Here is a 25,590-nt window from a genome sequence, read left to right as displayed (position 1 = left end):
AATCGTTGGTTACATCTTTGATTTCTCGCGGAGTAACTTGTGATGCTGATAATCTGTTGACTAGCAGTCTGACTCCACAAGCACCCACACGAATTGCTTGATTCAGTTGTTAAAGAGCGGTTGGCTGAGCCTTTCGTCTCAACCGAGGCGCGCATTCTACAGCGCCCCGTGTATCTGTCAAGCGGTTATTTTCAGAAATTTTCAAAGTTTCGCTTCGGAAACCTCAACAACTTCAACCACTTGCGCTTCCGATCTCTCGTTAGCGGGAGGCGAATTCTACAGCGTTACTCGCTGCTGTCAACACCTCTTTTTCACCGCTTTCGACCGAGAAGATCGAACCGCATATAGAGCCAAACAACACCGCTCTATCCGCTCCTTCCGAGCCTCGATGAACTGAAGCCCTGTACCTTCGAAACCTACTTAACTCGTTGAATATCAAGGAGTTTTCCGTTTCGACTGCGCCAGAAGTGGGGCGAATTATAGACGTCCAGAATCTGCCGTCAACCCTTAATTTCGCTTTTCTATCAATAAGTTGCGCAGCACCGGTCAACCTGTCGCTTTTGCCCGCGCCTCTATATAGAGAAGAGAAGACTCACACCACCCCAGCCTCTCTGAACGCCATCACCGCAGCTTCGTCCAACCCCAACACTCGCTGCAGCACCTCCAACGTATGCTCTCCTAATAAAGGAGGTGCATGGCGATACTCCACCGGCGTCTCGGACAGTCGAATCGGACTGGCCACCTGCGGCACTTTACCGGCCAGCTGGTGAGGCAGTTCCATCGCCAACCCACGTGCCTGTACCTGGGGATCGGCAAACACCTGGGCCAGGTCGTTGATAGGCCCACACGGCACACCCGCCTGCTCCAACTGAGTCACCCATTCAGCGGTGGTCTTGAACACCGTCGCCTGGCGAATCAACGGAATCAACACCGCCCGGTTCGCCACCCGCACCTTGTTAGTGGCAAAACGCGGATCATCCGCCCACTGCGGTTGACCGGCAACCTCAGCGAACTTTCGGAACTGACCGTCATTACCCACCGTCAGGATGAAATCGCCATCAGCCGTAGGAAAATCCTGATAAGGCACGATATTCGGATGAGCATTACCCAGCCGCTTCGGCGCACTGCCCGTGGTCAGGTAGTTCATCGCCTGGTTGGCCAGGCAAGCCACTTGAACATCCAGCAGGGCCATATCGATGTGCTGCCCGCCGCCGGCATGATCACGATGGGCCAACGCCGCCAGAATGGCAGCGGTCGAATACAGCCCCGTGAGGATATCCGTCAACGCGACCCCTACCTTCACCGGCCCCGCGCCCTCATCGCCTTCAGGGCGACCGGTCAGGCTCATCAAGCCCCCCAGCCCCTGGATCATGAAGTCATACCCGGCGCGCTTGGCGTAAGGGCCGGTCTGGCCAAACCCGGTTATCGAGCAATAGATCAATTGCGGATTGATCCCCTTTAGCGAGTCGTAATCCAAGCCATACGCCGCCAGGCCGCCCACCTTGAAGTTCTCGATCAGGATATCGGACTTGGCCGCCAGCTCTCGTACCAGCCGCTGCCCCTCTGGCCGCGTGAAGTCGATGGTCACCGACTGCTTGTTGCGATTGGCTGAAAGATAATAAGCGGCTTCGGTCGTGTTCTCGCCTCGGGCATCCTTCAGGAAGGGCGGCCCCCAGGCGCGCGTATCGTCACCATTGCCGGGACGCTCGACCTTGATGACATCAGCCCCCAGGTCCGCCAGGATCTGTCCGGCCCACGGTCCGGCCAATACCCTCGATAAATCCAATACCCGCAGATGCGAAAGCGCGCCCATGACCGTTCTCCTATTAGTAGAACGCCTGGATACCGGTTTGCGCACGCCCCAAAATCAGCGCATGCACATCGTGCGTGCCTTCATAGGTGTTCACGACTTCCAGGTTCACCAGATGGCGGGCGATGCCGAACTCATCGGAGATACCGTTACCGCCCAGCATGTCCCGCGCCATGCGGGCGATATCCAGGGACTTGCCGCAGGAGTTGCGCTTCATGATCGAGGTAATCTCGACCGCCGCCGTGCCTTCGTCTTTCATACGCCCCAGACGCAAGCATCCCTGCAGGGCCAGCGTGATTTCAGTCTGCATATCGGCCAGTTTCTTCTGGATCAACTGATTCGCAGCGAGCGGGCGACCAAACTGCTGGCGGTCCAGCGTGTACTGTCGAGCGGTATGCCAGCAGAATTCAGCCGCCCCCAAGGCGCCCCAGGAGATGCCGTAGCGCGCCGAGTTCAGACAAGTAAACGGGCCCTTCAGGCCACGGACATCCGGGAAGATGTTCTCTTCCGGAACGAATACGTTGTCCATGACGATTTCGCCAGTGATCGAGGCGCGCAGCCCGACCTTGCCATGAATGGCCGGCGCACTCAGCCCCTTCCAGCCTTTTTCGAGAACGAAGCCGCGGATGTCGCCGGCGTCGTCCTTGCCCCAGACGACAAATACGTCAGCGATCGGGCTGTTGGTGATCCACATCTTGCTGCCCGTCAGGCTGTAGCCGCCTTCCACTTTGCGCGCACGAGTGATCATCGCACCCGGGTCGGAACCATGGTTCGGCTCAGTCAGACCAAAGCAGCCGATCCATTCACCGGACGCCAGCTTCGGCAAATACTTCTGTTTCTGCGCCTCAGTCCCAAATTCGTTGATGGGCACCATGACCAGCGAGGACTGCACGCTCATCATCGAGCGATAGCCGGAATCGACCCGCTCTACTTCACGAGCGATCAGGCCATAGCTGACATAGTTCAACCCACTGCCGCCGTACTGTTCTGGAATGGTTGCCCCCAGCAGGCCGACTTCACCCATCTCGCGGAAAATCGCCGGGTCGGTTTTCTCATGACGGAACGCTTCCAACACTCGCGGTGCAAGCTTCTGCTGGGCGAACTGCTCGGCAGTGTCGCGGATCATGCGTTCTTCTTCGGTGAGCTGCTGATCCAGCAACAACGGATCGATCCAGTTGAAGCTCGCTTTACCGGCCATGAAAGAGTCCTCGCCAATTAAATGAAAATCGTGGATTGATCCTAGGCGCGGTTTCCTACAAGGGCAAACGAGGATTACGCACTAACCTGTGCTAATTTCTCACTCCGTAAACGCTACGAACCCCGTTTACATAGGTATCGAGTGAGGCTTACGTACATGCGCCGTAAAATCCCCAGCACCGCCGCCCTGGTCAGTTTCGAGGCTGCCGCGCGCCATGAAAGCTTCACCAAGGCAGCGCAGGAGCTTTCTCTCACCCAAGGCGCAATCTGCCGACAGATCGCCAGCCTGGAGGATTTCCTCAGCGTGGAGCTTTTCCGACGCTCGCGCCGCGGCGTCAAACTGACCGAAGCAGGTCTTTCCTACAGCCGGCGCGTTGCCACCCAACTGGATGCCGTCGAGCGCGACACACTTTCAGTGATGGGGCACACCGGTGCGAACGTGATCGAGCTGGCCGTGGTTCCGACCTTCGGCACCCAATGGTTGCTGCCACGCCTCAAGGATTTCCAGCAGCAGCACCCGGAAGTCACTGTCAACCTGACCAACCGCACACGTCCCTTTCTCTTTGCCGATACAGAGTTTGACGCCGCCATCTATTTTGGCGATGCGGACTGGTCCGGTACCGAATCCCACAAGCTGATGGGCGAAAACCCGATGCCGGTATGCAGCCCCGCCTTGCTAGACGGTCGCAACGGCCTGACACCAGAGGAGATCGCCGAACTGCCCTTGCTTCAGCAGACCACTCGCCCATATGCGTGGCGCCAATGGTTCAACGCCCAGAACCTGAATATTGCGCGAGACCTGACAGGGCCGCGTTATGAACTATTCTCCATGCTCGCCCAAGCGGCCATGCACGACATGGGTATCGCGCTGATTCCGCCCTTTTTGATTCAACGCGAACTGGCAGAGAAACGACTGGTGGTGGCCAACCGTAACGCGCTGTCGAGCATCAAGGCCTATTACCTGATGATTCCAGAGCGAAAGGTCGAATCCGCCTCCCTTCGGGCTTTTCGTGACTGGCTCGTGAAACAAGCCGAAAACTATCTTATTGATTAGTAAGAAAAAAACCAAAACCGACTTAGGTAGTAAACTAACAGAGGACGCTACAGATATAAGTTTATGTCGCATTCAGTCAATCTGTTACCGAACCCGTGCAGTAGTCTCCAAAGCGTCTAAATACATGGCCTGGAGCCATATCGCGCAATGCATCAGCGCTTATTCATCTGGCCGATGGGAAAAATTGTCAATTTGAACCTGAATCCTTGGAAAGCACGGCCCACAAGGGCTGCCGTTCGATAATTGCGACATTCGGTCACAGGGTGACTTGTAGTTAATTTTCCGTCACCCGTCATAATCCCTTGAAGGGCTGAATTTTCGCCTGCAAAATGCCGCGCCCCGCCTGGTTTGGCGGGATCGTGCTGATCGGCCGCCCCAGCCGCACCATCCGAAGTGCCTGGGTTTACTCAATAAGATCACGCAGGAGATTTGACGTGCACATTGGTGTTCCCCTCGAAACCCAAACGGGTGAAACACGGGTTGCTGCTACCCCGGAAACCATCAAGAAGTTGATCGGCCAAGGCCATAAAGTCACTGTTCAAAGCGGCGCCGGTATCAAGGCCAGCGTTATCGACAGTGCCTATGAGGCAGCGGGCGCAACCATTGGCAGCGCCAGTGATGCATTCGGGGCCGAGCTGATCCTCAAGGTGGTGGCGCCCAGCGACAGTGAGCTGACGCTGATCAAGAGCGGCACCGTTCTGGTGGGCATGCTCAATCCGTTCAACAACGAAACCATCGCCAAGCTGGCCGAGTGCGGTATTACCGCTTTCGCCCTTGAGGCCGCGCCACGTACTTCCCGCGCCCAGAGCCTGGATGTGCTGTCGTCTCAAGCGAACATCGCCGGTTACAAAGCCGTGTTGCTGGCCGCTCATTACTATCCGCGCTTCATGCCGATGCTGATGACTGCCGCGGGTACCGTGAAAGCGGCGCGCGTGCTGATTCTCGGCGCGGGCGTGGCCGGGTTGCAGGCGATTGCCACGGCCAAGCGCCTGGGCGCGGTGATCGAGGCTTCGGATGTGCGTCCGGCGGTCAAGGAGCAAATCGAGTCCCTCGGCGCGAAGTTCGTCGATGTGCCTTACGAAACCGACGAAGAGCGTGAGTGCGCCGTCGGCGTCGGCGGTTACGCCCGGCCGATGCCGGCCAGCTGGATGCAACGCCAGGCCCAAGCCGTGCACGAGCGCGCCAAACAGGCTGACATCGTCATCACCACCGCATTGATCCCGGGCCGCAAGGCACCGACATTGCTGAGTGCCGAAACCGTCGCACAGATGAAACCCGGCTCGGTGGTCATCGACCTCGCGGCAGCCCAGGGTGGTAACTGCCCGCTGACCGTGGCCGATCAGGTCGTGATCGAGAATGGCGTGACCATTTGCGGCCCGACCAACCTGGCCGGCGAAGTCGCGGCCGACGCTTCGGCGCTGTATGCCCGTAACCTGCTGGACTTCCTGAAGCTGGTCTTCACCAAGGAAGGTCAGTTCGACGTGAACCTGGAAGACGACATCGTCGCCGCGTGCCTGATGTGCCGCGACGGCCAAGTCATCCGCAAAAACGCCTAAGCAGGGATTCAGACAATGGAAGAGCTTATCTCCCCCGGTATCTACAACCTGATCATCTTCGTGCTGGCGATTTATGTCGGTTACCACGTGGTCTGGAACGTAACGCCCGCGCTGCACACACCGTTGATGGCGGTGACCAACGCCATTTCGGCGATCGTGATCGTCGGCGCCATGCTCGCCGCCGCCCTGACCGTGACCCCTCTGGGCAAGACCATGGGCACCCTCGCCGTGGCCCTGGCCGCGGTGAACGTCTTCGGTGGCTTCCTCGTGACGCGCCGCATGCTTGAGATGTTCAAGAAAAAAGCCCCGAAAGTCGTAAAAGAAGAGGCGCCCAAGTAATGAGCATGAACCTGGTAACGACGCTCTACCTGATCGCGTCGATCTGCTTCATCCAGGCCCTCAAAGGCCTGTCGCACCCCACCACCTCCCGCCGAGGCAACCTGTTCGGCATGCTCGGCATGGCGCTGGCGGTGCTGACCACTGTGGGTCTTATCTACAAACTGGGGGCCGAACTGGCAACTGCCGGCATCGGCTACGTGATCGTCGGCCTGCTGGTCGGCGGTACCGCCGGCTCGATCATGGCCAAGCGCGTCGAAATGACCAAGATGCCGGAACTGGTGGCGTTCATGCACAGCATGATCGGCCTGGCGGCGGTGTTCATTGCCATCGCGGCTGTCGTCGAGCCGCAGTCCCTGGGTATCGTCAAGCAACTGGGCGATTCGATTCCAACCGGCAACCGTCTGGAGCTGTTCCTCGGCGCAGCCATTGGTGCAATCACCTTCTCCGGTTCGGTGATCGCGTTCGGCAAGCTTTCGGGCAAGTACAAGTTCCGCCTGTTCCAGGGCGCACCAGTACAGTTTGGTGGCCAGCACAAGCTCAACCTGATCTTGGGCCTGGCGACGCTGGGCCTGGGCCTGACCTTCATGTTCACCGGCAATCTCGGCGCGTTCGCCTTGATGCTGGCCCTGGCCTTTGTCCTGGGCGTGCTGATCATCATCCCGATCGGCGGCGCGGACATGCCGGTGGTGGTGTCGATGCTCAACAGTTATTCCGGTTGGGCCGCAGCGGGCATCGGCTTCTCGCTGAACAACTCGATGCTGATCATTGCCGGTTCGCTGGTGGGTTCGAGCGGTGCGATCCTCTCGTACATCATGTGCAAGGCGATGAACCGTTCGTTCTTCAACGTGCTGCTCGGCGGTTTCGGCAACACCGCGGATGCTGCTGGCCCGGCAGGCTCCAAAGAAGCCCGTCCGGTGAAATCCGGCTCGGCTGACGACGCCACCTTCCTGCTGACCAACGCCGATACCGTGATCATCGTGCCGGGCTATGGCCTGGCGGTGGCCCGGGCGCAGCACGCGCTGAAAGAACTGACCGAGAAGCTGACCCACCACGGCGTGACCGTCAAATACGCGATCCACCCGGTGGCCGGTCGCATGCCCGGGCACATGAACGTCCTGCTGGCCGAAGCCGAAGTGCCTTACGACCAGGTGTTCGAAATGGAAGACATCAACTCCGAGTTCGGCCAGGCCGACGTGGTGCTGGTGCTGGGCGCCAACGACGTGGTCAACCCCGCGGCGAAGAACGATCCGAAATCGCCGATTGCCGGCATGCCGATCCTCGAAGCGTTCAAGGCCAAGACCATCATCGTCAACAAACGCTCGATGGCCAGCGGCTATGCGGGCCTGGACAACGAGCTGTTCTATCTCGACAAGACCATGATGGTGTTCGGTGACGCCAAGAAGGTCATCGAAGACATGGTCAAAGCGGTGGAATAACCCTCGCGCTTTACCCAAGACGCCCCGACCTGTCGGGGCGTTTTGATTTGTATCAAGGCAAAGTATTACCGATCCGGTAATGATGTTTTGTCCGAAACGCCCGTAATAGACGCCTGAAATGCGACCTTTGTAGCGGGTCGGGCACAGCGCTAATTCACTAGACTGCGCATCTTGCTTCCCAGCCCGAGATAACCACCTATGTACCGTGATCGCATCCGCTTGCCTTCGTTATTGAATAAAGTGATGAGCGCTGCCGAAGCAGCCTTGTTGATTCAGGACGGCATGACCGTCGGCATGAGCGGCTTTACCCGCGCCGGAGAAGCGAAAGCGGTGCCCCACGCCCTGGCTGAACGCGCCAAGGTCACCCCGCTGAAAATCAGCCTGATGACCGGTGCAAGCCTGGGCAATGACCTCGACAAGGAGCTCACCGAAGCCGGTGTACTGGCGCGCCGCATGCCGTTCCAGGTCGACAGCACGCTGCGCAAGGCGATCAACGCAGGCGAGGTGATGTTCATCGATCAGCATCTCTCGGAAACTGTCGAGCAACTGCGCAACGGCCAGCTCAAACTGCCCGATATTGCCGTGATCGAAGCCGTGGCCATTACCGAGCAAGGACATATCGTACCCACCACATCGGTGGGTAACTCAGCCAGCTTCGCCATTTTCGCCCGCCAAGTGATCGTCGAGATCAATCTGGCTCACAACCCGAATCTGGAAGGGCTGCACGACATCTATATCCCGACCTATCGCCCCACTCGTACACCCATCCCCCTGGTGAAAGTCGACGACCGTATTGGCAACCCCGCCATTGTGATCCCACCGGAAAAAATCGCCGCCATCGTCATTACCAACCAAGGCGACTCGCCTTCGACCGTCGCGCTACCGGACAGCGACACCCAGGCCATTGCCGAACACCTGATCGACTTCTTCAAGCAGGAGGTTTCGGCCGGACGCATGACCAACAAGCTCGGGCCGTTGCAGGCCGGGATCGGCAACATCGCCAATGCCGTGATGTGCGGGCTGATCGATTCCCCGTTCGAAGACCTGACCATGTATTCCGAGGTTTTGCAGGACTCGACATTTGACCTGATCGACGCCGGCAAGCTGAGTTTCGCCTCCGGCAGTTCGATCACGCTGTCGGGTCGACGTAATGCCGATGTGTTTGGAAACCTGGAAAGGTACAAGGACAAACTGGTCCTGCGCCCACAGGAAATCTCCAACCATCCCGAGGTTGTACGTCGCCTGGGCATCATCGCTATCAACACCGCGCTGGAGTTCGACTTGTACGGCAACGTCAATTCCACCCATGTCTGCGGCACGCGGATGATGAATGGCATCGGCGGCTCAGGGGATTTCGCCCGCAATGCTCACCTGGCGATTTTCGTCACCAAGTCGATTGCCAAGGGTGGGGCCATTTCCAGCGTCGTGCCGATGGTCAGCCATGTGGACCATACCGAACATGACGTCGACATCCTGGTGACCGAGATCGGCCTGGCCGACCTGCGGGGCCTGGCGCCAAGGGAACGCGCGCGAGTGATCATCGACAATTGCGTGCACCCCACCTACCACCAGGCCTTGAATGAATATTTCGACGCCGCGTGCGCCTTGGGCGGGCATACCCCGCATATCCTGCGCGATGCACTGAGTTGGCACCTGAACCTCGAAGAAACCGGACGCATGTTGGCCGTCTGATACAGCTGGATCACCGTTATCGCAAATACAGTTTTGGTTGAAGACCGTCATTCGAGCCAGTACCGACAAAAACTGTACTGCTGTACCGGTGTTTTCTTACAGTCTTTTCCCATGAAACAGCGCCGAACGCACTAAATTGCACCAATATCGTGCAGATAGGTACAGTTGCCTCAATATCGACCAGTACACCACTCTTTAACAGTTAACTGGTCTCTCACAATACAGATGAACTGTATCTAGAGAGACTGGCCAAACGAGAGGATCATGGGCACCAGTCAAACCACTACCTAATCCCGCCACAAGCGGAAGGATGTCAACCATGGAACGTACACTCAGTTCCGAGCTGTTTTTCGAAGACAAAGCTGCAAAAAACCAGGCTTCCCTGCCTCTTCGCGTTATTGCCAACCTGATGTTGTGGCAGCGCCGCATCGCCAGCCGTCACCAACTGGCTCGTCTGGATTCGCGCCTGCTGGCTGATGCCGGTATCAGCGAAGCACAACGCTACGAAGAGCTGAGCAAGCCGTTCTGGCGCTAACTCAGCGTCGCTGGCCCTGACCCACCGGGTCCACCGCCAGCACCGAATTGAACACACAAGACCCGTCGCGGGTAACCGCGACGGGTCTTGTCGTTTCCGGGCCCGATTTGAACGAAAGCATTGGAGACATAACAGTTTAAAAAATATATAAAACACACCAGTACAGTAAGCCGGCTCCCTGCCGTCAATGACTGTCACAAGGGCTGTCAGCCAACGCGTTCCTGTCCTAATATCGAGCCGAACGTGGCGAAGCGAGTCGAACATGCGTCTCTTCTTCCAGCTACACGCACCGGCATCACCTCATCATTCAAGGAGTTTCATCATGATCCGTCTTCGCCTGCTCAGCGCAGTTGCCCTGCTGGCCGTAGCCGCCCACTCCAACGCCAGCAGCTTCATCGTCACCACCGACTCCATCGTCGGAGCACTCAAGGCCACCTCCGACGCGACCTCCGATGCAACCTCATCCCTGCGTGACAACAAGATCGTTCAAGCCGCCCGTGATGACGCCGCCAGCTTCGTCGCCAGCGAAGGCGCCATCCGTGGCGTAAAACTGGAAAGTGCCCTGGATTACATCCGTCAGCAGGCACCGCAGCTCAACGCCACCGATGCGCAATTGGCCCAAGCCATCCTGGTAATCTGATGCAACATGAAACATCGGGCGCCAAATGGTGTTCCGATGTTTCAGTGCTGGCTCTGGCCCGCGGGTTTGCGCTAGCCTTCAAACTCGCCATCAACCGTCGAGTCCCATGCGTTTCTACTCAGATCTGTTCATCGCGTCTTTCTTCATCGTTTTTTGCTGGTCTGTTCCGGCCCATGCCTTCGATGTGTCCACCCAGCAAGTGGTGGTCAGCGGCTATGCCACGAGCATGGTGACCTCCGCGCCCTTCGACCATAAACTGATCGTCGCCGCTCACGATGACGCTGCGGCATTCGTCGCCAGCGACGGGCAACTGCGAGATGCACAACTGGAGTCGGCCCTGGATTACCTGCGCCGGACCCAGCCAAAACTTCACGTCAGCGACCTTGAACTGGCACAGGCAATTCTCGTCCAATAGCTATCCTTATTTTTCCGGAGTCGTTCCATGCGTAGCCCGCTGATTGCTGCCGCCTTAGGCCTGCTGGTGTTGGCCGATGTGGCCCAGGCACATACCCTGGTAGCCACCAGTAACATCATCGTTCGCGCTTCCCAGCGCACGATCGATTTCACTTCCGACACCACCACGTCCATCCGTGATTCGAAAATCGTCCGCGAAGCCCATGACGATGCGGCCAGTTTTGTCGCCAGCAATGGTGAAATTCGTGGCGCTCACCTCGAGGCCGCCTTCGACACCTTGCGCACCCGCGTGCCGGAAGCCCGCGACGCCAGTGACCAGGTTCTCGCCGAAGCCATCCTCGCATTGTGAGGCGGTTCGCCGCCTGGCTGGCGGCCGGGGTCTTGCTGCTCACGGGCAGCATGGCTCAGGCCGGCCTGCGATTGCACCTCAACGTCGAAGGCCTGAGCCCGGCGCAACAGCAGGCCAGCCAGGCGCTGCTCGACGAAGCCATGCAGGCCCTGCCGCCGCGCTTCATCGAGCGGCTGGACCGGCGCATCGATGTCGGCTGGACCGACCAGATGCCCGCCAATGCCTACGGCCAGGCCTCGCTGGTGTCGCAACTGGACCTCAATAGCAACCTGCTCGACAGCCTTGTCGACGGCAGCGCCGCGACACAAAAGACCCATCGCCCCCACGGCACCGTGCGCCGGGAAATGCTCGCCACGGTCCTGCACGAACTGACCCATATCTATGACCGCTCGCGTCTATGGCCAGAGACCGAACGCGCACTGATCCAGCGTTGCACTCGACGCCACAGCAGCGCCGGGTTGATCGGGCTTCCCGATGAATGCCGGGGCCAGAACGACCGCCGTTTCACCCTCAGCGATGATCCTCGCTTGTTGGACCTCGCCGGCTGGCCACAATACGTCGGTCGTCGCGGTGAACGGGAACAGCACAACCGCCAGGTCGCCCGCAGCCCGGATCTCTATGAAACGAGCAGCCCCAAGGAGTTCGTCGCGGTCAACATGGAGTACTTTCTCCTGGACTCCAGCTATGCCTGCCGACGCCCCGCCCTGTATCGCTATTACCAGGAACACTTCGGTTGGGCCCCCGCCGCCAAGGACACCTGCGCCCAATCGTTCGCCTTCCTCAACGCCGGAAACGACTTCGCCAAGACACCGCTGGGCAAGGTCGATCCGGAACGGGTCTATGCCATCGATTACCTGCTGGCCGAGGCCAATCAGAACTGGGTGAGCCGCTGGGGCCACAGCATGCTCCGGCTGGTGATCTGCGCACCGGGCCGCCCACGTGGCCCGGACTGCCGACTGGATCTGGATCAACACCTGGTGCTGTCATACCGCGCCTTCGTGGGCGATGTGCAGTTGTCGAGCTGGGACGGGCTGGTCGGCAAATACCCGTCGCGCCTGTTCGTATTGCCGTTGGCCCAGGTGATCGACGAATACACCAAGACCGAGCTGCGCAGCCTGGCATCGGTGCCGCTGAACCTGTCACGCACCGAGATCGAGGAAACGGTCGAGCACGCCGCCGAAATGCACTGGAGCTACGACGGCAACTATTACTTCCTGTCCAATAACTGCGCCGTGGAGAGCTTGAAGCTGTTGCGCAGCGGCAGCAATAACGAGCAACTCAAGGGCCTGGACAGCATCATGCCCAACGGCCTGCTGGAAGTACTCAAGGGCCGGGGCCTGGCGGATACCAGCGTGCTGGATGATCCCAAGGAAGCCTTGCGGCTGGGCTACCGCTTCGACTCGTTCCGCGAGCGATACCAGGCGATGTTCGAGGTGCTGAAGAAGTATCTGCCGATCAAGCAGCAAACGGTGGAAGACTGGCTGGCCCTCGACGCCGCCGAACGCCGGGTCTGGTTCGAACAGGCCGACCTGCGCACCAGCGCGGCATTGTTGCTGCTGGAACAGGCCAGTTATCGCCGGCAATTGTTGTTGGCGCAGGATGAAGTCAAACAGCGCTACCTCGGCGCCCGTGAATTGCAGAACGGCGGTATGGAACGGGCCAATGCGACGCTGCAGCAGATCCTCGCCAACAGCGGTTTCCTGAGCCGTCCGGCCGAACTGTTGGGCAGCAGCGGCTACGGCTTGCCGCAACCCAGCGAGTGGCAACGCCTGGAATCGGAAAGCAGCTTACGGCAGAAACAACTGCAAACGCTGACAGGCGACCTGGACAAGGAAGTCCGGGCGTTGCTCGAGCCTGGCCGCGCGGCTGAAATTGCGGCGAGCGAGGCCAATGTGAAAGAAATTGGCGAGCATTTGCGCAAGCTGCACAAGGCCGGGGGCGGGTTGGAGTTGCCTTGAGCCTGCAAAAGGCAGCGTCAAGACTGCTCTTGGTGGAATAAAAAAGGGTTCAGAACCGAGTTCTGAACCCTTTTTTCGTGGCTGTCAGTTGAATCAAATCAGCTGAGACGCGCCTTGCGCACACCATCGGCCAGGGCGGCACACAAGCTCAACACCCCATCAATTGCCTGTTCCGATGTTTCGGCGCTGGCGATATGGTCGATCAGCGCCGAGCCCACCACCACCCCATCGGCCAATCGTGCGATGGCGGCAGCCTGCTCCGGCGTGCGGATGCCAAAACCAATGCTGATGGGCAGATCGGTATGGCGACGCAGGCGCGCCACGGCTTCTTCCACATGCTCCAGCGTCGCGGCACCGGCACCCGTCACGCCCGCCACCGACACGTAGTACACAAAACCCGAACTGCCGTTGAGCACCGTCGGCAAACGCGCATCATCGGTGGTCGGCGTCGTCAGGCGAATGAAGTCCAGGCCAGCCGCCTGGGCCGGTTCGCACAGTTCGCTGTTGTGCTCGGGCGGCATGTCCACAACGATCAGGCCATCGACACCGCAATCCAGCGCTTCGCCAATGAAACGTTGCACGCCATAACGGTGGATCGGGTTGAAGTAGCCCATCAGCACCAGCGGCGTCTCGGTATTGTCCTTACGGAACTCGCGAACCATCTGCAGGGTTTTCGCCAGGTTCTGCTGGGCGCCCAAGGCACGAATATTCGCCAACTGGATCGCCGGGCCGTCGGCCATCGGGTCGGTGAACGGCATGCCCAACTCGATCACGTCGGCACCGGCCGCCGGCAGCCCCTTGAGAATCGCCAGCGACGTGTCGTAGTTCGGGTCGCCGGCCGTGACGAAAGTGACCAGGGCGGCGCGGTTCTGTTCCTTGAGTTCGGCAAAACGGGTTTGCAGGCGGCTCATCAGTGTTTCTCCTGCTGGGACTGTTCCATGTGGTGCATCACGGTTTGCATGTCTTTGTCGCCACGGCCGGACAGGTTGACCACCATCAGGTGATCTTTCGGCAGGTTGGGTGCGCGCTTGAACACTTCCGCCAGGGCATGGGCGCTTTCCAGTGCAGGAATGATCCCTTCCAGGCGACAGCATTTGTGAAAGGCTTCCAGGGCTTCGGCGTCGGTCACCGAGGTGTACTGGACGCGACCGATGTCGTGCAACCAGGCATGTTCCGGGCCGATACCGGGGTAGTCGAGACCTGCGGAAATCGAATGGGCATCGATGATCTGGCCGTCGTCGTCCTGCAACAGGAAGGTGCGGTTGCCGTGCAGTACACCCGGAACGCCGCCGTTCAGGCTCGCCGCATGCTTACCGGTCTCGATGCCATAACCGGCGGCTTCGACGCCGATGATCTCGACACTCTTGTCGTCCAGGAACGGGTGGAACAGGCCCATGGCGTTGGAGCCGCCGCCGATGCATGCCACCAGGCTATCCGGCAGGCGACCTTCCTGGGCTTGCAGTTGATCGCGGGTTTCCTTGCCGATCACGGCCTGGAAGTCGCGCACCATGGCCGGATACGGATGCGGGCCAGCCACGGTGCCGATCAGGTAGAACGTGCTGTCGACGTTGGTGACCCAGTCGCGCAGGGCCTCGTTCATGGCGTCCTTCAGGGTGCCGGTACCGGCGACCACCGGGATCACTTCGGCGCCCAGCAGCTTCATGCGGAACACGTTGGCCTGCTGGCGTTCGATGTCGGTGGTGCCCATGTAGATCACGCAATCCAGACCGAAACGCGCGGCCACGGTGGCGGTGGCCACGCCGTGCATGCCGGCGCCAGTCTCGGCGATGATGCGTTTTTTGCCCATGCGCCGCGCCAGCAGGATCTGGCCGATGCAGTTGTTGATCTTGTGCGCGCCGGTGTGGTTCAGCTCTTCACGCTTGAGGTAGATCTTGGCGCCGCCGCAGTATTCGGTCAGGCGCTCGGCGAAATAGAGCGGGCTCGGGCGACCGACGTAGTCGCGCTGGAAGTAGGCCAATTCCTCAATGAAGGCCGGATCTTCCTTCGCCACTTCATATTCACGGGCCAGATCAAGGATCAGCGGCATCAAGGTCTCGGCCACATAGCGGCCGCCGAATGCACCGAACAGGCCGTTGGCGTCGGGGCCGCTGCGCAGGTTGAAAGGGGTCGTAGGCTGGGTCATCGGGGGCTCCAGGCAAATGCGTTGAAAGACGATGAGGTTCACTCTACCCCTGACATCCCCCAGTGAAAACCGATAAGATCGCCGCAACCTGTCAGGAAAACTCACAGATAAAATGAGCCACGATCTTCCTCCTCTCAACGCCCTGCGCGCCTTCGAGGCTACCGCCCGCCTGAACAGCGTAAGCCAGGCGGCCGAACAGCTGCATGTCACCCATGGGGCCGTGAGTCGACAGCTGAAAGTGCTGGAAGAGCATCTGGGCGTCAGCTTGTTCATCAAGGACGGGCGCGGCCTGAAACTCACAGATTCCGGCTTGCGCCTGCGGGACGTCAGCGCCGATGCGTTCGAGCGGTTGCGCGGTGTTTGCGCGGAGCTGATGCAAAGTACGGCAGATGCCCCGTTTGTCCTGGGCTGCTCGGGAAGCCTGCTGGCGCGCTGGTTCATTCCCCGTCTGGGCAGGCTCAACGCCGACCTGCCGAATTTGCGCCTGCACCTGTCCGCCGGCGAAGGCGACCTGGACCCCAGGCGACCGGGGCTGGATGCCTTGCTGGTATTCGCCGAGCCGCCATGGCCGGCCGACATGCAGGTGTACGAACTGGTGAGCGAGCGGATCGGCCCCGTGATGAGCCCCCACTACGCCGGATTCGAGCGCCTGCAAGCCACACCGGCCAGCGCGCTGCTGGACGAGCCGTTGCTGCACACCACGTCCCGCCCTCAGGCCTGGCCGGCCTGGGCACGACAAAACGCCCTGGAACCCCAGGCACTGAAGTTCGGGCAAGGATTCGAGCATTTGTATTATTTGCTGGAGGCCGCCGTGGCGGGGTTAGGCGTGGCGATCGCGCCCGAGCCGTTGGTGGCCGAGGACGTACGCGCCGGTCGCCTGGTCGCGCCGTGGGGCTTCGATGAAACCGCGGCGCGACTGGCGTTGTGGCTGCCCAAGCGCGCCGCAGACGGGCGCGCTCGGCAATTGGCCCAGTGGCTCAGGCATGAGCTGAGCCAACCGACTCAGTCACCGCGCTTGCACAGCAGGTAAGCAGCCAGCAGACCCAGCGCACCGACTGCGACACCGGCCGTGGTCCATGGGTGTTCCTGGGCGTAGTCGCGTGTGGCGATCCCGGTTTCACGGGTTTTCACCTTGACCTCTTCATAGGCATCGCTGAGCAGATGACGAGAATGTTTCAGCGCGTTCTCGGCATTGGCCTTGAGCGACTTGAGGGTCTTACGCGACTCGTCCGATGCGTCGTCCTTCAGGCTTTCCAACGACTTGAGCAGACTCTCGATCTCCGCTTCCATGCTTTGCAACGAGGCTTTGCGTAACGAATTGCTGGCCATGGTGGCTCTCTCCTGCAGTGGTTGAGTGGCGTGTGTGAATTGGGACTCCGGTCGTTTCTGAAAGTGCAGTAAATCTGAACTTCAGCGCGCGAACGACGACACACGTAAGGCGAAAAATCGCTGCTAGGCTGTTAAACACAACCAAGGAGAATCCCCATGAGTGATCATCACACTTACAAGAAAGTCGAGCTGGTCGGCTCGTCTCCCACCAGCATTGAAGACGCCATCAACAATGCCTTGGCCGAGGCCAGCAAAAGCCTCAAGCATCTGGAATGGTTCGAAGTCACGGAAACCCGCGGCCACATCGAGAACGGCCGGGCCGCGCACTTTCAAGTGACCATCAAAGTCGGGTTCCGGATAGCCAATAGCTGAGGTTCTTTTGAACTTGCACGCTGGCGGAGTGCCATAGGGAGTGGCGATGCGCTATGGTCTGCGCATTACGTTTTTCCAAGACCTGCCCTATTTGATCCGACCAAGGAGTGCGAGCGATGAAAAAGTTGATGGTGGCCCTGGGTTTGCTGAGCCTTGCCGGTGGTGCGTTTGCGGCCGGTAAGCCCTGCGAAGAGCTGAAAAGCGAGATCGCAGCGAAGCTGGACGCCAAGGGCGTGCCAGGCTACTCGCTGGAAATCGTCGATAAAGGCGCAAATGCTGACGGAAAAGTCGTCGGCTCCTGTGAGGGCGGTGCGAAAGAAATCATCTATAAAAATTGATTCTTTCGAACATCAAAGCCGACGCATTGCGTCGGCTTTTTCATGGGCGTCATTCAGCCTTTCATGACCTGCGCCAACAACTCGTAGGAATGCAAGCGATCGGCATGTTCGTACAGGTCACTGGTGAAAATCAGCTCATCGGCCTGGGTTTGCTCGATCAATACTTGCAGCTTGGCGCGAATCTTCTGCGGACCGCCAACCATGGCCAGGCCCAGGAAATCGCCAACCGCCTCTTTCTCATGGGGCAACCACAGACCGTTCATGGTTTCCACCGGCGGACGCTGCACCAGGCTCTGGCCCCGCATCAGTGCCAGGATCCGCTGGTACACCGACGTCGCCAGGTAATCGGCCTGTTCATCGGTATCCGCCGCGACCAGCGGCACGCCGAGCATCACATAAGGCTTGTCGAGCACCGCCGACGGTTTGAAGTGGTTACGGTAGATGCGAATCGCCTCGTGCATGAAGCGCGGCGCGAAATGGGAGGCGAATGCGTAGGGCAAACCACGCTCACCGGCCAATTGCGCACTAAACAGACTCGACCCCAGCAGCCATACCGGCACATTGGTCCCGGTGCCGGGCATGGCGATGATGCGTTGATCCGGGGTACGCGGGCCGAGATAGCGCATCAGTTCGGCCACGTCCTCGGGGAAATCGTCCGCGCTGCCGGAACGCTCGCGACGCAGCGCCCGCGCGGTCATCTGGTCGGAACCTGGCGCACGTCCCAACCCCAAATCGATTCGACCCGGGTAGAGGCTTTCCAGCGTGCCGAACTGTTCGGCAATGATCAACGGCGCGTGATTGGGCAGCATGACGCCGCCGGAGCCGACGCGAATGGTCGAAGTGCCCCCCGCCAGATAGCCCAGCAGCACTGCCGTCGCCGAACTGGCGATACCGTCCATGTTGTGGTGTTCGGCCACCCAGAAACGGGTGTAGCCGTATTTTTCCACGTGCTGCGCCAGGTCCAGCGAGTTGCGCAAGGACTGGGCGGCATTGCCATCGGCGCGCACGGGCACCAGGTCGAGGGTTGAGAATTTCACGTCGGACAGCTGTTTCATGGGCCGGGATCTCCAACGGCGTTCCGGGCTTTTCCTACGGGCAAAAGCCTGCCGTTTCTATAGGTGTGTTCCATGCAATGTGGGCATATACCCGAGTTTCAATAGCTGTGACAAAATTTCCTACTAAATTCGTCGGCTAATCGACAGGGTGAACTTTTACGGGCGGTCTATCCTCACAACCCAGACAGTTAAAAAACACCCAGGCGCGGCTTTCGCGCCGAATCTTCAGGAGGCAGACATGGCTATCATCAAGAAAGCATCGGCTCATTGGGAAGGTGACCTGAAAACCGGTATCGGCTCCATCTCCACGGAAACCGGTGTGTTGCGCGAAGCGCCCTATGGCTTCAAGGCACGATTCGAAGGCGGCAAGGGGACCAACCCCGAGGAGTTGATCGGCGCGGCCCATGCCGGCTGCTTTTCCATGGCCTTTTCGATGATCCTCGGCGATGCCGGGCTCAAGGCCGACAGCATCGACACCAACGCCGAAGTGACCCTGGACCAGGTTGAGGGCGGTTTTGCGATCACGGCGGTCAAGCTGGTGCTCAAGGCGAAAATCCCCGGTGCCAGCCAGGCGCAATTCGATGAGCTGAGCAAGAAGGCCAAGGAAGGGTGCCCGGTTTCCAAGGTACTGAATGCCAACATCACCCTGGATGCGACGCTGGTGAGCTGACGCATGAAAGGATCGCAGCCTTTGCCGACGCTGGCGAAGGCTGCGATTTTATTGAATGCGGTCGAGCTGTTTACCCTGGCGCAATTATGGTCGAATGAAGCCTGCAGTTTCAGCGCACAGGCAGTGCGCGCTGCCACGAGGAATTCGAACATGAAACGATCAGCCCTGGTGGTCATCGGCTGCGCATTCGCGGCATCAGCCCTTGCCGCACCCAAATCCTGTGAAGAGCTAAAAGCGGAAATCGAAGCGAAGATCCAGGCCAACAACGTGTCGTCCTATACCCTGGAAATCGTCACGAATGATGAAGTCCACGACCAGAACATGGTGGTGGGCACTTGCGAAAACGGCACGAAGAAAATCATCTACCAGAAGAACGACCGCTAAGAGGCCCTATGGCATGCAGCGGGCTTGTCGGTCTTCGGCAACGCCTTCTCGCTTGGCGTTATAAAGTCGGGCGCTTGGGGTGTATGCCAGGTTACGCGCCTCCAGGCGATAGCGTTGGCCGGCCTTGAAATGATCGTATCGCACGGTCAGATAACACAGTCGTTCTTGCGGCTCGCTCATCAAACCCAGCCCACCGCCACCAAATACCTCGAAGTCGAAGCGCACTTCCAATTCATGGCTACCCGGCGAAACCTGGAAGAAGCGCCCGTCTCGCAGCCGCTGGCCATCCAGCTTTTCAGCCATCAGTACCTTGCCACCCGGCGTAGGCGTCGCGAAATCGACCCAGGCCATGTTCGGGTCGACCGATGGCAGCGGGGTCGCTGTGCAACCGCCCATGGCAACGGAGGCCATTAACAGCATGTGAAGGCGCATCGTGAGTTTCCTGAATGATCAGGTCTTGAGCATAACGCTGATCAACTTTGCTGGCAGCCCGCCGGTGTACCCTGCCCCACTACTTTACGCTGCTGATCGTAAAGCTTGGCCCACGGTCGGAAACCAATGCTGCCGGCCTGTAGCTGGTAACGTTGGCCCGCGTTAAAGTCCTTGAATTTCAGGTTCAACCGGCAATCGCGCCACAGCGGCTCGGCATCGGGGCCGATGTTGCCGGGTTCGACGGCAAATTGATAACGCACCGTCAACTCGTGGCTGCCGGGTTGCACTTCGAAATAACGCCGGTCAATGGACATCTTGTCATCGACTTCCAGCGCTTGTAGCGCGGTGTCCTGCTGGTTTCCCAGGTCGATCCACGCCTGGGAGGGATCAGGATCAGGCAAACCGGCGCAACCGGTCAGCAGCAACAGGCCACTCGTCAGCATCAACACGCGCATAGCGAAGCTCCAGGCAAGCGAGATAGTCTGTGGGCAGACTTCCCAGGGTGATTCCAATTGATCAGGCCGCGTTCAAGCCATCGGTTACTCGACCGTGTTTTCCAGATTTTGTTTCCAGGCCTCCTGCTTTTGTTACTGAACGGTTGCAGTAGCGTCGGTTACTACAGCCAGCTCGTCGGCGGACAGCTGCGGTTGTTACAGGCCCGAGAGCCTATCGACCAAGTCATCGCCGACCCCGCCCGCGATACCCAACTCAAGGCACATCTGGCCAAGGCGCGCGAGGCACGGGCGTTTGCCAGCGATCACCTGCATTTACCGGACAATCGAAGCTATCGCCTGTATGCGGATATAGGCCGGCCATTCGTAGTCTGGAATGTCTTTGCCACGCCAGAATTTTCCCTGGCGCCGCGCAATCATTGTTTCCCCATTGCCGGTTGCGTGGCTTATCGCGGTTATTACAGCCAGGGCGCCGCCCGTGGCGAGGCCGCGTTGCAGCGCTTGCAGGGCATGGACGTGGAGATTGGCGGTGTAGAGGCCTATTCGACGCTGGGCTGGTTCAACGATCCGATCCTGAGCTCGATGATGCACTGGGGCGACGAACGCCTGGCGACGCTGATCTTTCATGAACTGGCGCACCAGCGGTTTTATGTAAAGGATGACACTGAATTCAATGAATCCTTCGCCACTTTCGTTGAGCAGGAAGGCACCCGGCAATGGCGTGCCAGTCGTGGGCTGGCGCCGGGCAACGACCAGCAGGTGCGCCAGCGCGACCAGTTCATCCAACTGATCCTCGACACCCGCCAGCGCCTGGAAACCCTCTACGCCCAGCCCCTGACAGCCGAACAGATGCGCCACCGCAAAGCGGCGGAATTCGAGCGCCTGCGTGCCGACTATGTGCAAATGCGCGACACCCAGTGGGCGGGCGACAAACGCTACGACGCCTGGGTCTACGCGCCACTGAACAATGCGCGACTATTGCCGTTCGGGCTGTACGACCAGTGGGTACCGGCGTTTGCGGCGCTGTTCAGGCGGGAGGGCGGTGATTGGGTGGCCTTTTATGCGGCGGTGGAAAAGCTGGGCGAATTGCCGATCGAAGCGCGCAAGGCGGCCTTGAAGATCTTGGCGCAGCCGAAGACTTCCGCTGACTAGGCGGACGTCATCGCGAGCAAGCTCGCTCCCACATTGGAACTGCGTCAAGCCTGATGGCATGCATAGCGACGAACAAGTGTGGGAGCGAGCTTGCTCGCGATGACGACAGTACCGACACCATTGAAGCAAGCTGACCCACCGCTATCGCGAGCAAGCTCCATACATTGGATGCCTGGCCACAGCCAGCAACCCCGCACAAAAAAGGGCATACCGACTCATCGATATGCCCTTTTGATTGCCGCTTCCTTTTCCCCCGGCCGAGGTACTCGTAGCAATTATGGGTTGACGCTTTCTTTCAAGGACTTGCCTGGTTTGAAGGCAACGGTGTTGCTGGCCTTGATCTTTACCGGTTCACCGGTCTGTGGGTTTTTGCCAGTGCGGGCGCCGCGGTGGCGTTGCAGGAAAGTGCCGAAACCCACCAGGGTAACGCTGTCCTTGCGGTGCAGGGCGCCGGTGATTTCCTCCAGGACGGCGTTGAGGACGCGGTTGGCTTGTTCTTTGGTGAGGTCTGCTTTTTCCGCGATAGCGGCGGCGAGTTCTGGTTTACGCATGAATGAAGCCCCTTTGACGGTTTTTTTGTTGTTATGTCCGTGCTGCTCTCTTTGGAACAGCCCCTAAGGCGCCGCAGGCTCTACTCTGCGGCAGACGGGAGTGAGGATGGCACGGTGCCGAAAACGGCGCCAGTGTCCGGGCGACCTTTGTGGGACCAAAAGTAGGGTTTTTGCGACAGAACGACCAGTATTTACGCCAGCAGGGCTGGAAGCTCCTTGTTCAGCGCCAGTTTCTCCATCACCGCCGTGCCTGTCAGGGCATAGCCCAACAGGTTGCCTTGAGCGTCGCGGCACAGCGCCTTGATGTCCGCCCCCTGCCCTTCGATGCTCCACACGCCCTCGCGGCCTCGCGGTGGCGGCGACACCACCAAGGGGCACACCGGGGTTTTTACGGTAATCGGCATGGGACCGTAGCTGACGGCAGTCGGGTTGCCGGCCAGGGTTTGGGCCAGGGCCCGGGCGCAGCTCATCAGCGGCATGACATACAGCAGGTTCAAGCCGTCGACCTCGGCGCAGTCGCCCAGGGCGTAGATATTGGCGTGAGAGGTCTTCAGGTGACGGTCGACCACGACGCCGCGGTTGACCACCAGGCCGGCCGCGGCTGCCAGGTCGATACGGGGACGCAGGCCGATGGCCGAGACCACCAGGTCGCAGGCGATCACCTGGCCGTCGGACAGATGCGCCTCCAGACCGTCGGCGACCTTCTGCAAGCGGTTGAGCACAGGGCCCAAGTGGAAGCGCGCACCGAGGCTTTCCAGCCCGGCCTGGACCGCTGCCGCGGCGGCCGGGTGCAGCAGCGTCGGCATGACTTGCTCGCACGGCGCCACCAGTTGTACTTCGTAGCCACCCAGGCTCAGGTCGTTGGCGAACTCGCAGCCAATCAGGCCGGCCCCCAGCAGCAACACCCGGCGCTTGCCGGCCGCCGCGGCCCTGAAGCGTGCGTAGTCTTCCAGGTCGTTGATGGGGAAGATCAAGTCCGCCCCATCGCCCTGTACCGGCACGCGCACGGTTTCGGCGCCCCAGGCCAGGATCAGGTCGCGGTAGTTCACCGCCTCTTCGCCGATCCACAGCCGTTTGTGGCCCGGATCAATGCCGCTGATGCGGGTATGGGTGCGCACTTCGGCCTTGAGTTGCTCGGCCATGGCCCCCGGCTCGGCCATGCTCAGGCCGTCGGCGTCTTTGTTCTTGCCAAAGCCTGTGGAGAGCATCGGCTTGGAATACGAGCGACCGTCGTCCGCAGTGAACAGCAGCAACGGAGTTTCGCTGTCGAGCTTGCGAAACTCCCGGGCCAGGTTATAACCGGCCAGGCCTGTACCGACGATGACGACAGGTGCGCTCATGTTGCTCTCCATTTGATGAAACGATCAGTTGATTTCGATCATTTCGAAATCCATTTTGCCGACGCCGCAGTCCGGGCACAGCCAGTCTGCCGGTACGTCTTCCCAGCGGGTGCCGGGCGCGATGCCATCGTCAGGCCAGCCGTCAGCTTCGTTATAGATCAGGCCACAGACAATACATTGCCACTTCTTCATTCCAATACTTCCTCAAGATGTCAGGCCTTGGCCGGTATTTTCCGGCTCAGGGCCGTTTTGTACTGATCGGTCGCGACAGATGCAAGCACGATCAGCAGGGCAGCCGGCCAGGCCCGTCAAAACCCGCGACCGACATGGTAAGCTCGCGGCCTCATTTGCTGCCATTCAAGACCTCTGTGCCGCATACAAATTCGATATTTCCTACACTCCAATGGCTGCCCCAGCACCTGCTGTCGCCCCGCCCCGATGCGGGTGTACTCGATTGGCTATTCGACGAAGGCTCCCTGACCCGGCGCCTCACGCGCCTGTCGGACGGCCATTTCAGCGTGACGCCGCTGTTCGAAGGCTGGCAGCCCTTGCGCGCCGACGAATGTGCCGCCCTGGACCTGGCCGAGGGCAGCGAGGGCTGGGTACGCGAAGTGTATCTGCGCGGCCGCGACCAGCCCTGGGTGTTCGCCCGCAGTGTGGCGGCGCGCAGCGCCTTGCAGGGTGACGGGTTGCAAATGGACGAACTGGGCAGCCGCTCCCTGGGCGAATTGCTGTTTTGCGACCAGGCGTTCCAGCGCCGGGCCATCGAGGTTTGCCATTACCCCGAGGCCGGGTTGCCGCAAGACGTCCGCGCCAGCGGGCTGTGGGGTCGCCGTTCACGTTTCGATCGCGGTGCGTTGAGCGTGCTGGTGGCGGAAATCTTCCTGCCACGCTTGTGGATCGTCGCCCGCGCCTATTCGGAGAATGTTTGATGTACGTGCAACTGCTCAAATCCTTGAATCGCCTGAATCCACGGGCGTGGGACTTCGTGCAACTGACCCGTATGGACAAGCCCATCGGCATCTACCTGCTGTTGTGGCCGACGCTGTGGGCGTTGTGGATTGCCGGTGAAGGCTCGCCGTCCATCGCCAACGTGGTGATTTTCGTCCTCGGCGTGGTGCTGACCCGCGCCGGCGGCTGTGTGATCAATGACTGGGCCGACCGCAAGGTCGACGGCCACGTCAAACGCACCGAGCAGCGCCCGCTGGTAAGCGGCAAGATCAGTTCGAAAGAAGCGCTGGTGTTCTTCGCCGTGCTGATGAGCGTGAGCTTCCTGCTGGTGCTGTGCACCAATGCACCAACCATCCTGTTGTCCCTCGGGGGTCTGGCGCTGGCGCTCAGCTACCCGTTCATGAAGCGCTATACCTACTACCCGCAAGTAGTGCTGGGCGCGGCGTTCTCCTGGGGCATGCCGATGGCGTTCACTGCCGAAACCGGGCATCTGCCGGCGGCCGCGTGGTTGCTGTATATCGCCAACCTGCTGTGGACGGTGGGCTACGACACCTATTACGCAATGACCGACCGGGACGATGACCTGCGCATCGGCGTGAAATCCACGGCGATCCTGTTTGGCGACGCTGACCGGGTGATCATCCTGACGCTGCAAGGCCTGGCCTTGGGCTGCCTGCTGCTGGCCGGGTCGAAATTCCAGCTGGGTGGCTGGTTCCACCTGGGGCTGGTGGCCGCTGCCGCGTGCTTCGCCTGGGAGTTCTGGTACACCCGTGGCAGGGACCGGATGCGTTGCTTCCAGGCGTTCCTGCACAACCACTGGGCCGGCTTGGCGATTTTCGTGGGGATTGTGCTGGATTACGCGTTTCGCTGAGGCCGCTGACCCAACACTGAACCTTGGCTCATGAAAGGCTTTGTGGCGAGGGAACTTGCTCCCGCTCGGTTGCGCAGCGACCGCAAGATTTTGGGGCCGCTTCGCAGCCCCGCGGGAGCAAGCTCCCTCGCCACAAAAGCGTTTCGGGGCGGTCAGTTGGGTTTGGCGACCTTCCAGGCGCCGTTCATTTTGCCGTCACCGGTGACGTCCCCCGCCTTCTTGTCCATGACGAAGGTGTACAGCGGCTTGCCATTGTAGGCCCACTGCTTCTTGTCGTCGTCGCGGGTGATCACGGTCCATTTACCCATGGGCTTGTCATTTTCTTCGGCCATGAGCGGTGGCCAGTTGGCAGCGCATTTGTCGTTGCACATCGACTTGCCGCCCGAGTCTTGGGCAAACGTATACAGCGTCATCTCCTTGTGGTCAGTCAGCACCCCCGTTTTTGAGACCATCGCCGGCTCAGCCGCGAATGCCCATGCCGGCAGCGCCAGGGCAACCGTGACTGCCAGTACCTTGATGGATTGGGTGAAGTAAGTCATGGAAACCTTCTTTTGTGGTTGTCAGGATTCG

At 59.9% G+C, this 25,590-nt stretch carries 30 protein-coding genes; 18 read left to right on the top strand and 12 right to left on the bottom strand.

The window, feature by feature from the left end; translation table 11 throughout:
- Nucleotides 1-592: 592 nt before the first annotated feature.
- Nucleotides 593-1,813, bottom strand: coding sequence for a CaiB/BaiF CoA transferase family protein (locus BM321_RS25520; RefSeq protein ID WP_092445540.1), 1,221 nt, complete (start codon nt 1,811-1,813; stop codon nt 593-595).
- A gap of 13 nt (nt 1,814-1,826) precedes the next feature.
- Entirely contained in the window at nt 1,827-3,008 is a 1,182-nt protein-coding gene (locus BM321_RS25515; protein ID WP_014335919.1) for an acyl-CoA dehydrogenase, read from the bottom strand.
- Nucleotides 3,009-3,164: 156 nt separating this feature from the next.
- Between BM321_RS25515 and BM321_RS25510 the strand changes: the two genes are divergently transcribed.
- The 10 genes from BM321_RS25510 to BM321_RS25465 all read left to right on the top strand — a co-directional run bounded on the left by BM321_RS25510 (nt 3,165) and on the right by BM321_RS25465 (nt 12,980).
- Nucleotides 3,165-4,061 (top strand): LysR family transcriptional regulator, encoded by an 897-nt coding sequence (locus BM321_RS25510; protein WP_092445538.1) that lies wholly within the window; start codon nt 3,165-3,167, stop codon nt 4,059-4,061.
- A gap of 434 nt (nt 4,062-4,495) precedes the next feature.
- Nucleotides 4,496-5,617: a Re/Si-specific NAD(P)(+) transhydrogenase subunit alpha gene (locus BM321_RS25505; RefSeq protein WP_060739788.1), complete on the top strand. Its 1,122-nt coding sequence runs from the start codon at nt 4,496-4,498 to the stop codon at nt 5,615-5,617.
- A gap of 15 nt (nt 5,618-5,632) precedes the next feature.
- Nucleotides 5,633-5,956: an NAD(P) transhydrogenase subunit alpha part 2 gene (locus BM321_RS25500; protein WP_007947884.1), complete on the top strand. Its 324-nt coding sequence runs from the start codon at nt 5,633-5,635 to the stop codon at nt 5,954-5,956.
- The gene (locus tag BM321_RS25495) at nt 5,956-7,392 is read left to right on the top strand and encodes an NAD(P)(+) transhydrogenase (Re/Si-specific) subunit beta (protein WP_092333638.1); all 1,437 of its coding nucleotides are present in this window, start codon (nt 5,956-5,958) and stop codon (nt 7,390-7,392) included. The genes BM321_RS25500 and BM321_RS25495 overlap by 1 nt, the downstream gene beginning before the upstream one ends.
- Nucleotides 7,393-7,590: 198 nt before the next feature.
- Complete coding sequence (locus BM321_RS25490) at nt 7,591-9,084, top strand: acetyl-CoA hydrolase/transferase family protein (RefSeq protein WP_092445536.1); 1,494 nt, start codon at nt 7,591-7,593, stop codon at nt 9,082-9,084.
- A 319-nt stretch (nt 9,085-9,403) separates the two neighbouring features.
- On the top strand, nt 9,404-9,619 hold the full coding sequence (locus BM321_RS25485; RefSeq protein ID WP_072398028.1) for a DUF1127 domain-containing protein: 216 nt from the start codon (nt 9,404-9,406) through the stop codon (nt 9,617-9,619).
- 322 nt (nt 9,620-9,941) lie between these two features.
- Nucleotides 9,942-10,259: a DUF2388 domain-containing protein gene (locus BM321_RS25480; RefSeq protein WP_092333642.1), complete on the top strand. Its 318-nt coding sequence runs from the start codon at nt 9,942-9,944 to the stop codon at nt 10,257-10,259.
- A 106-nt stretch (nt 10,260-10,365) separates the two neighbouring features.
- Complete coding sequence (locus tag BM321_RS25475) at nt 10,366-10,674, top strand: DUF2388 domain-containing protein (protein ID WP_092445535.1); 309 nt, start codon at nt 10,366-10,368, stop codon at nt 10,672-10,674.
- Between the two features lie 27 nt (nt 10,675-10,701).
- A complete protein-coding gene (locus tag BM321_RS25470) occupies nt 10,702-11,022 on the top strand; it encodes a DUF2388 domain-containing protein (protein WP_003187020.1) in 321 nt (106 codons plus the stop codon).
- A complete protein-coding gene (locus BM321_RS25465; protein WP_092445533.1) occupies nt 11,019-12,980 on the top strand; it encodes a DUF7844 domain-containing protein in 1,962 nt (653 codons plus the stop codon). The genes BM321_RS25470 and BM321_RS25465 overlap by 4 nt, the downstream gene beginning before the upstream one ends.
- 98 nt (nt 12,981-13,078) lie before the next feature.
- Here BM321_RS25465 and trpA read toward each other — a convergent pair whose 3' ends face one another.
- Together trpA and trpB are read right to left on the bottom strand one after the other, a co-directional pair.
- Entirely contained in the window at nt 13,079-13,891 is an 813-nt protein-coding gene (gene trpA / locus BM321_RS25460) for a tryptophan synthase subunit alpha (protein ID WP_092333648.1), read from the bottom strand.
- Nucleotides 13,891-15,123: a tryptophan synthase subunit beta gene (gene trpB / locus BM321_RS25455; protein WP_053127073.1), complete on the bottom strand. Its 1,233-nt coding sequence runs from the start codon at nt 15,121-15,123 to the stop codon at nt 13,891-13,893. The genes trpA and trpB overlap by 1 nt, the downstream gene beginning before the upstream one ends.
- Nucleotides 15,124-15,235: 112 nt before the next feature.
- Between trpB and BM321_RS25450 the strand changes: the two genes are divergently transcribed.
- Complete coding sequence (locus BM321_RS25450; protein WP_092445531.1) at nt 15,236-16,153, top strand: LysR family transcriptional regulator; 918 nt, start codon at nt 15,236-15,238, stop codon at nt 16,151-16,153.
- Here BM321_RS25450 and BM321_RS25445 read toward each other — a convergent pair.
- A complete protein-coding gene (locus BM321_RS25445) occupies nt 16,126-16,452 on the bottom strand; it encodes an ElaB/YgaM/YqjD family protein (protein ID WP_003196426.1) in 327 nt (108 codons plus the stop codon). The two genes, BM321_RS25450 and BM321_RS25445, sit on opposite strands and share 28 nt — an antisense overlap.
- Before the next feature lie 156 nt (nt 16,453-16,608).
- Between BM321_RS25445 and BM321_RS25440 the strand changes: the two genes are divergently transcribed.
- Both BM321_RS25440 and BM321_RS25435 read left to right on the top strand, forming a co-directional pair.
- A complete protein-coding gene (locus tag BM321_RS25440) occupies nt 16,609-16,824 on the top strand; it encodes a dodecin (protein ID WP_003177209.1) in 216 nt (71 codons plus the stop codon).
- A 116-nt stretch (nt 16,825-16,940) separates the two neighbouring features.
- A complete protein-coding gene (locus BM321_RS25435) occupies nt 16,941-17,162 on the top strand; it encodes a DUF1161 domain-containing protein (protein ID WP_092445529.1) in 222 nt (73 codons plus the stop codon).
- A 53-nt stretch (nt 17,163-17,215) separates the two neighbouring features.
- Here BM321_RS25435 and BM321_RS25430 read toward each other — a convergent pair whose 3' ends face one another.
- Entirely contained in the window at nt 17,216-18,217 is a 1,002-nt protein-coding gene (locus BM321_RS25430) for an LLM class flavin-dependent oxidoreductase (RefSeq protein WP_092167650.1), read from the bottom strand.
- Between the two features lie 238 nt (nt 18,218-18,455).
- Here BM321_RS25430 and BM321_RS25425 point away from each other — a divergent pair, with 238 nt between their 5' ends.
- Both BM321_RS25425 and BM321_RS25420 read left to right on the top strand, forming a co-directional pair.
- Nucleotides 18,456-18,887 (top strand): OsmC family protein, encoded by a 432-nt coding sequence (locus BM321_RS25425; RefSeq protein WP_060739797.1) that lies wholly within the window; start codon nt 18,456-18,458, stop codon nt 18,885-18,887.
- Between the two features lie 150 nt (nt 18,888-19,037).
- Nucleotides 19,038-19,271 (top strand): DUF1161 domain-containing protein, encoded by a 234-nt coding sequence (locus BM321_RS25420; protein ID WP_003196417.1) that lies wholly within the window; start codon nt 19,038-19,040, stop codon nt 19,269-19,271.
- A 6-nt stretch (nt 19,272-19,277) separates the two neighbouring features.
- Here the strand turns inward: BM321_RS25420 and BM321_RS25415 are convergent, their stop codons facing one another.
- Nucleotides 19,278-19,703 carry a PA0061/PA0062 family lipoprotein gene (locus BM321_RS25415; protein ID WP_092445527.1) on the bottom strand — a complete coding sequence of 142 codons (426 nt, stop codon included), beginning with the start codon at nt 19,701-19,703 and terminating at the stop codon, nt 19,278-19,280.
- Between the two features lie 41 nt (nt 19,704-19,744).
- Entirely contained in the window at nt 19,745-20,158 is a 414-nt protein-coding gene (locus tag BM321_RS25410; RefSeq protein ID WP_092333657.1) for a PA0061/PA0062 family lipoprotein, read from the bottom strand.
- A 57-nt stretch (nt 20,159-20,215) separates the two neighbouring features.
- Here BM321_RS25410 and BM321_RS25405 point away from each other — a divergent pair, with 57 nt between their 5' ends.
- Entirely contained in the window at nt 20,216-21,307 is a 1,092-nt protein-coding gene (locus tag BM321_RS25405) for an aminopeptidase (protein ID WP_092445525.1), read from the top strand.
- 275 nt (nt 21,308-21,582) lie between these two features.
- On the opposite strand, the gene BM321_RS25400 is transcribed toward BM321_RS25405, so the two are convergent.
- From BM321_RS25400 to BM321_RS25390, 3 genes are all read right to left on the bottom strand, one after another.
- A complete protein-coding gene (locus tag BM321_RS25400; RefSeq protein WP_060739802.1) occupies nt 21,583-21,858 on the bottom strand; it encodes an HU family DNA-binding protein in 276 nt (91 codons plus the stop codon).
- Nucleotides 21,859-22,049: 191 nt separating this feature from the next.
- Nucleotides 22,050-23,198, bottom strand: coding sequence for an NAD(P)/FAD-dependent oxidoreductase (locus BM321_RS25395; RefSeq protein ID WP_092445523.1), 1,149 nt, complete (start codon nt 23,196-23,198; stop codon nt 22,050-22,052).
- A 24-nt stretch (nt 23,199-23,222) separates the two neighbouring features.
- Entirely contained in the window at nt 23,223-23,390 is a 168-nt protein-coding gene (locus BM321_RS25390; RefSeq protein WP_003177199.1) for a rubredoxin, read from the bottom strand.
- Between the two features lie 176 nt (nt 23,391-23,566).
- Between BM321_RS25390 and BM321_RS25385 the strand changes: the two genes are divergently transcribed.
- Complete coding sequence (locus BM321_RS25385; RefSeq protein ID WP_092445546.1) at nt 23,567-24,130, top strand: chorismate--pyruvate lyase family protein; 564 nt, start codon at nt 23,567-23,569, stop codon at nt 24,128-24,130.
- Nucleotides 24,130-25,020 carry a 4-hydroxybenzoate octaprenyltransferase gene (gene ubiA / locus BM321_RS25380; RefSeq protein ID WP_092445521.1) on the top strand — a complete coding sequence of 297 codons (891 nt, stop codon included), beginning with the start codon at nt 24,130-24,132 and terminating at the stop codon, nt 25,018-25,020. Before BM321_RS25385 ends, ubiA begins: the two co-directional genes overlap by 1 nt.
- A 152-nt stretch (nt 25,021-25,172) precedes the next feature.
- Here ubiA and BM321_RS25375 read toward each other — a convergent pair whose 3' ends face one another.
- A complete protein-coding gene (locus BM321_RS25375; protein WP_092445519.1) occupies nt 25,173-25,559 on the bottom strand; it encodes a COG4315 family predicted lipoprotein in 387 nt (128 codons plus the stop codon).
- Nucleotides 25,560-25,590 lie beyond the last annotated feature (31 nt).

It is taken from the genome of Pseudomonas sp. NFIX10, assembly GCF_900111955.1.
In the GTDB taxonomy this organism is placed as follows: domain Bacteria; phylum Pseudomonadota; class Gammaproteobacteria; order Pseudomonadales; family Pseudomonadaceae; genus Aquipseudomonas; species Aquipseudomonas fluorescens_AA.
The sequence above is the reverse complement of the archived record's forward strand: the minus strand, read 5'-3'. Positions and strand labels throughout refer to the sequence as shown.

What these genes read in the sequence shown, in the direction of transcription:
- BM321_RS25375 (WP_092445519.1), bottom strand. Translation starts at nt 25,559, where the DNA reads ATGACTTACTTCACCCAATCCATCAAGGTACTGGCAGTCACGGTTGCC.
- BM321_RS25515 (WP_014335919.1), bottom strand. Translation starts at nt 3,008, where the DNA reads ATGGCCGGTAAAGCGAGCTTCAACTGGATCGATCCGTTGTTGCTGGAT.
- BM321_RS25415 (WP_092445527.1), bottom strand. Translation starts at nt 19,703, where the DNA reads ATGCGCCTTCACATGCTGTTAATGGCCTCCGTTGCCATGGGCGGTTGC.
- BM321_RS25500 (WP_007947884.1), top strand. Translation starts at nt 5,633, where the DNA reads ATGGAAGAGCTTATCTCCCCCGGTATCTACAACCTGATCATCTTCGTG.
- BM321_RS25445 (WP_003196426.1), bottom strand. Translation starts at nt 16,452, where the DNA reads ATGGCCAGCAATTCGTTACGCAAAGCCTCGTTGCAAAGCATGGAAGCG.
- BM321_RS25485 (WP_072398028.1), top strand. Translation starts at nt 9,404, where the DNA reads ATGGAACGTACACTCAGTTCCGAGCTGTTTTTCGAAGACAAAGCTGCA.
- BM321_RS25410 (WP_092333657.1), bottom strand. Translation starts at nt 20,158, where the DNA reads ATGCGCGTGTTGATGCTGACGAGTGGCCTGTTGCTGCTGACCGGTTGC.
- BM321_RS25470 (WP_003187020.1), top strand. Translation starts at nt 10,702, where the DNA reads ATGCGTAGCCCGCTGATTGCTGCCGCCTTAGGCCTGCTGGTGTTGGCC.
- BM321_RS25490 (WP_092445536.1), top strand. Translation starts at nt 7,591, where the DNA reads ATGTACCGTGATCGCATCCGCTTGCCTTCGTTATTGAATAAAGTGATG.
- BM321_RS25390 (WP_003177199.1), bottom strand. Translation starts at nt 23,390, where the DNA reads ATGAAGAAGTGGCAATGTATTGTCTGTGGCCTGATCTATAACGAAGCT.
- BM321_RS25520 (WP_092445540.1), bottom strand. Translation starts at nt 1,813, where the DNA reads ATGGGCGCGCTTTCGCATCTGCGGGTATTGGATTTATCGAGGGTATTG.
- BM321_RS25475 (WP_092445535.1), top strand. Translation starts at nt 10,366, where the DNA reads ATGCGTTTCTACTCAGATCTGTTCATCGCGTCTTTCTTCATCGTTTTT.
- BM321_RS25440 (WP_003177209.1), top strand. Translation starts at nt 16,609, where the DNA reads ATGAGTGATCATCACACTTACAAGAAAGTCGAGCTGGTCGGCTCGTCT.
- BM321_RS25450 (WP_092445531.1), top strand. Translation starts at nt 15,236, where the DNA reads ATGAGCCACGATCTTCCTCCTCTCAACGCCCTGCGCGCCTTCGAGGCT.
- BM321_RS25435 (WP_092445529.1), top strand. Translation starts at nt 16,941, where the DNA reads ATGAAAAAGTTGATGGTGGCCCTGGGTTTGCTGAGCCTTGCCGGTGGT.
- BM321_RS25395 (WP_092445523.1), bottom strand. Translation starts at nt 23,198, where the DNA reads ATGAGCGCACCTGTCGTCATCGTCGGTACAGGCCTGGCCGGTTATAAC.
- trpB (WP_053127073.1), bottom strand. Translation starts at nt 15,123, where the DNA reads ATGACCCAGCCTACGACCCCTTTCAACCTGCGCAGCGGCCCCGACGCC.
- trpA (WP_092333648.1), bottom strand. Translation starts at nt 13,891, where the DNA reads ATGAGCCGCCTGCAAACCCGTTTTGCCGAACTCAAGGAACAGAACCGC.
- ubiA (WP_092445521.1), top strand. Translation starts at nt 24,130, where the DNA reads ATGTACGTGCAACTGCTCAAATCCTTGAATCGCCTGAATCCACGGGCG.
- BM321_RS25400 (WP_060739802.1), bottom strand. Translation starts at nt 21,858, where the DNA reads ATGCGTAAACCAGAACTCGCCGCCGCTATCGCGGAAAAAGCAGACCTC.
- BM321_RS25430 (WP_092167650.1), bottom strand. Translation starts at nt 18,217, where the DNA reads ATGAAACAGCTGTCCGACGTGAAATTCTCAACCCTCGACCTGGTGCCC.
- BM321_RS25420 (WP_003196417.1), top strand. Translation starts at nt 19,038, where the DNA reads ATGAAACGATCAGCCCTGGTGGTCATCGGCTGCGCATTCGCGGCATCA.
- BM321_RS25495 (WP_092333638.1), top strand. Translation starts at nt 5,956, where the DNA reads ATGAGCATGAACCTGGTAACGACGCTCTACCTGATCGCGTCGATCTGC.
- BM321_RS25425 (WP_060739797.1), top strand. Translation starts at nt 18,456, where the DNA reads ATGGCTATCATCAAGAAAGCATCGGCTCATTGGGAAGGTGACCTGAAA.
- BM321_RS25510 (WP_092445538.1), top strand. Translation starts at nt 3,165, where the DNA reads ATGCGCCGTAAAATCCCCAGCACCGCCGCCCTGGTCAGTTTCGAGGCT.
- BM321_RS25480 (WP_092333642.1), top strand. Translation starts at nt 9,942, where the DNA reads ATGATCCGTCTTCGCCTGCTCAGCGCAGTTGCCCTGCTGGCCGTAGCC.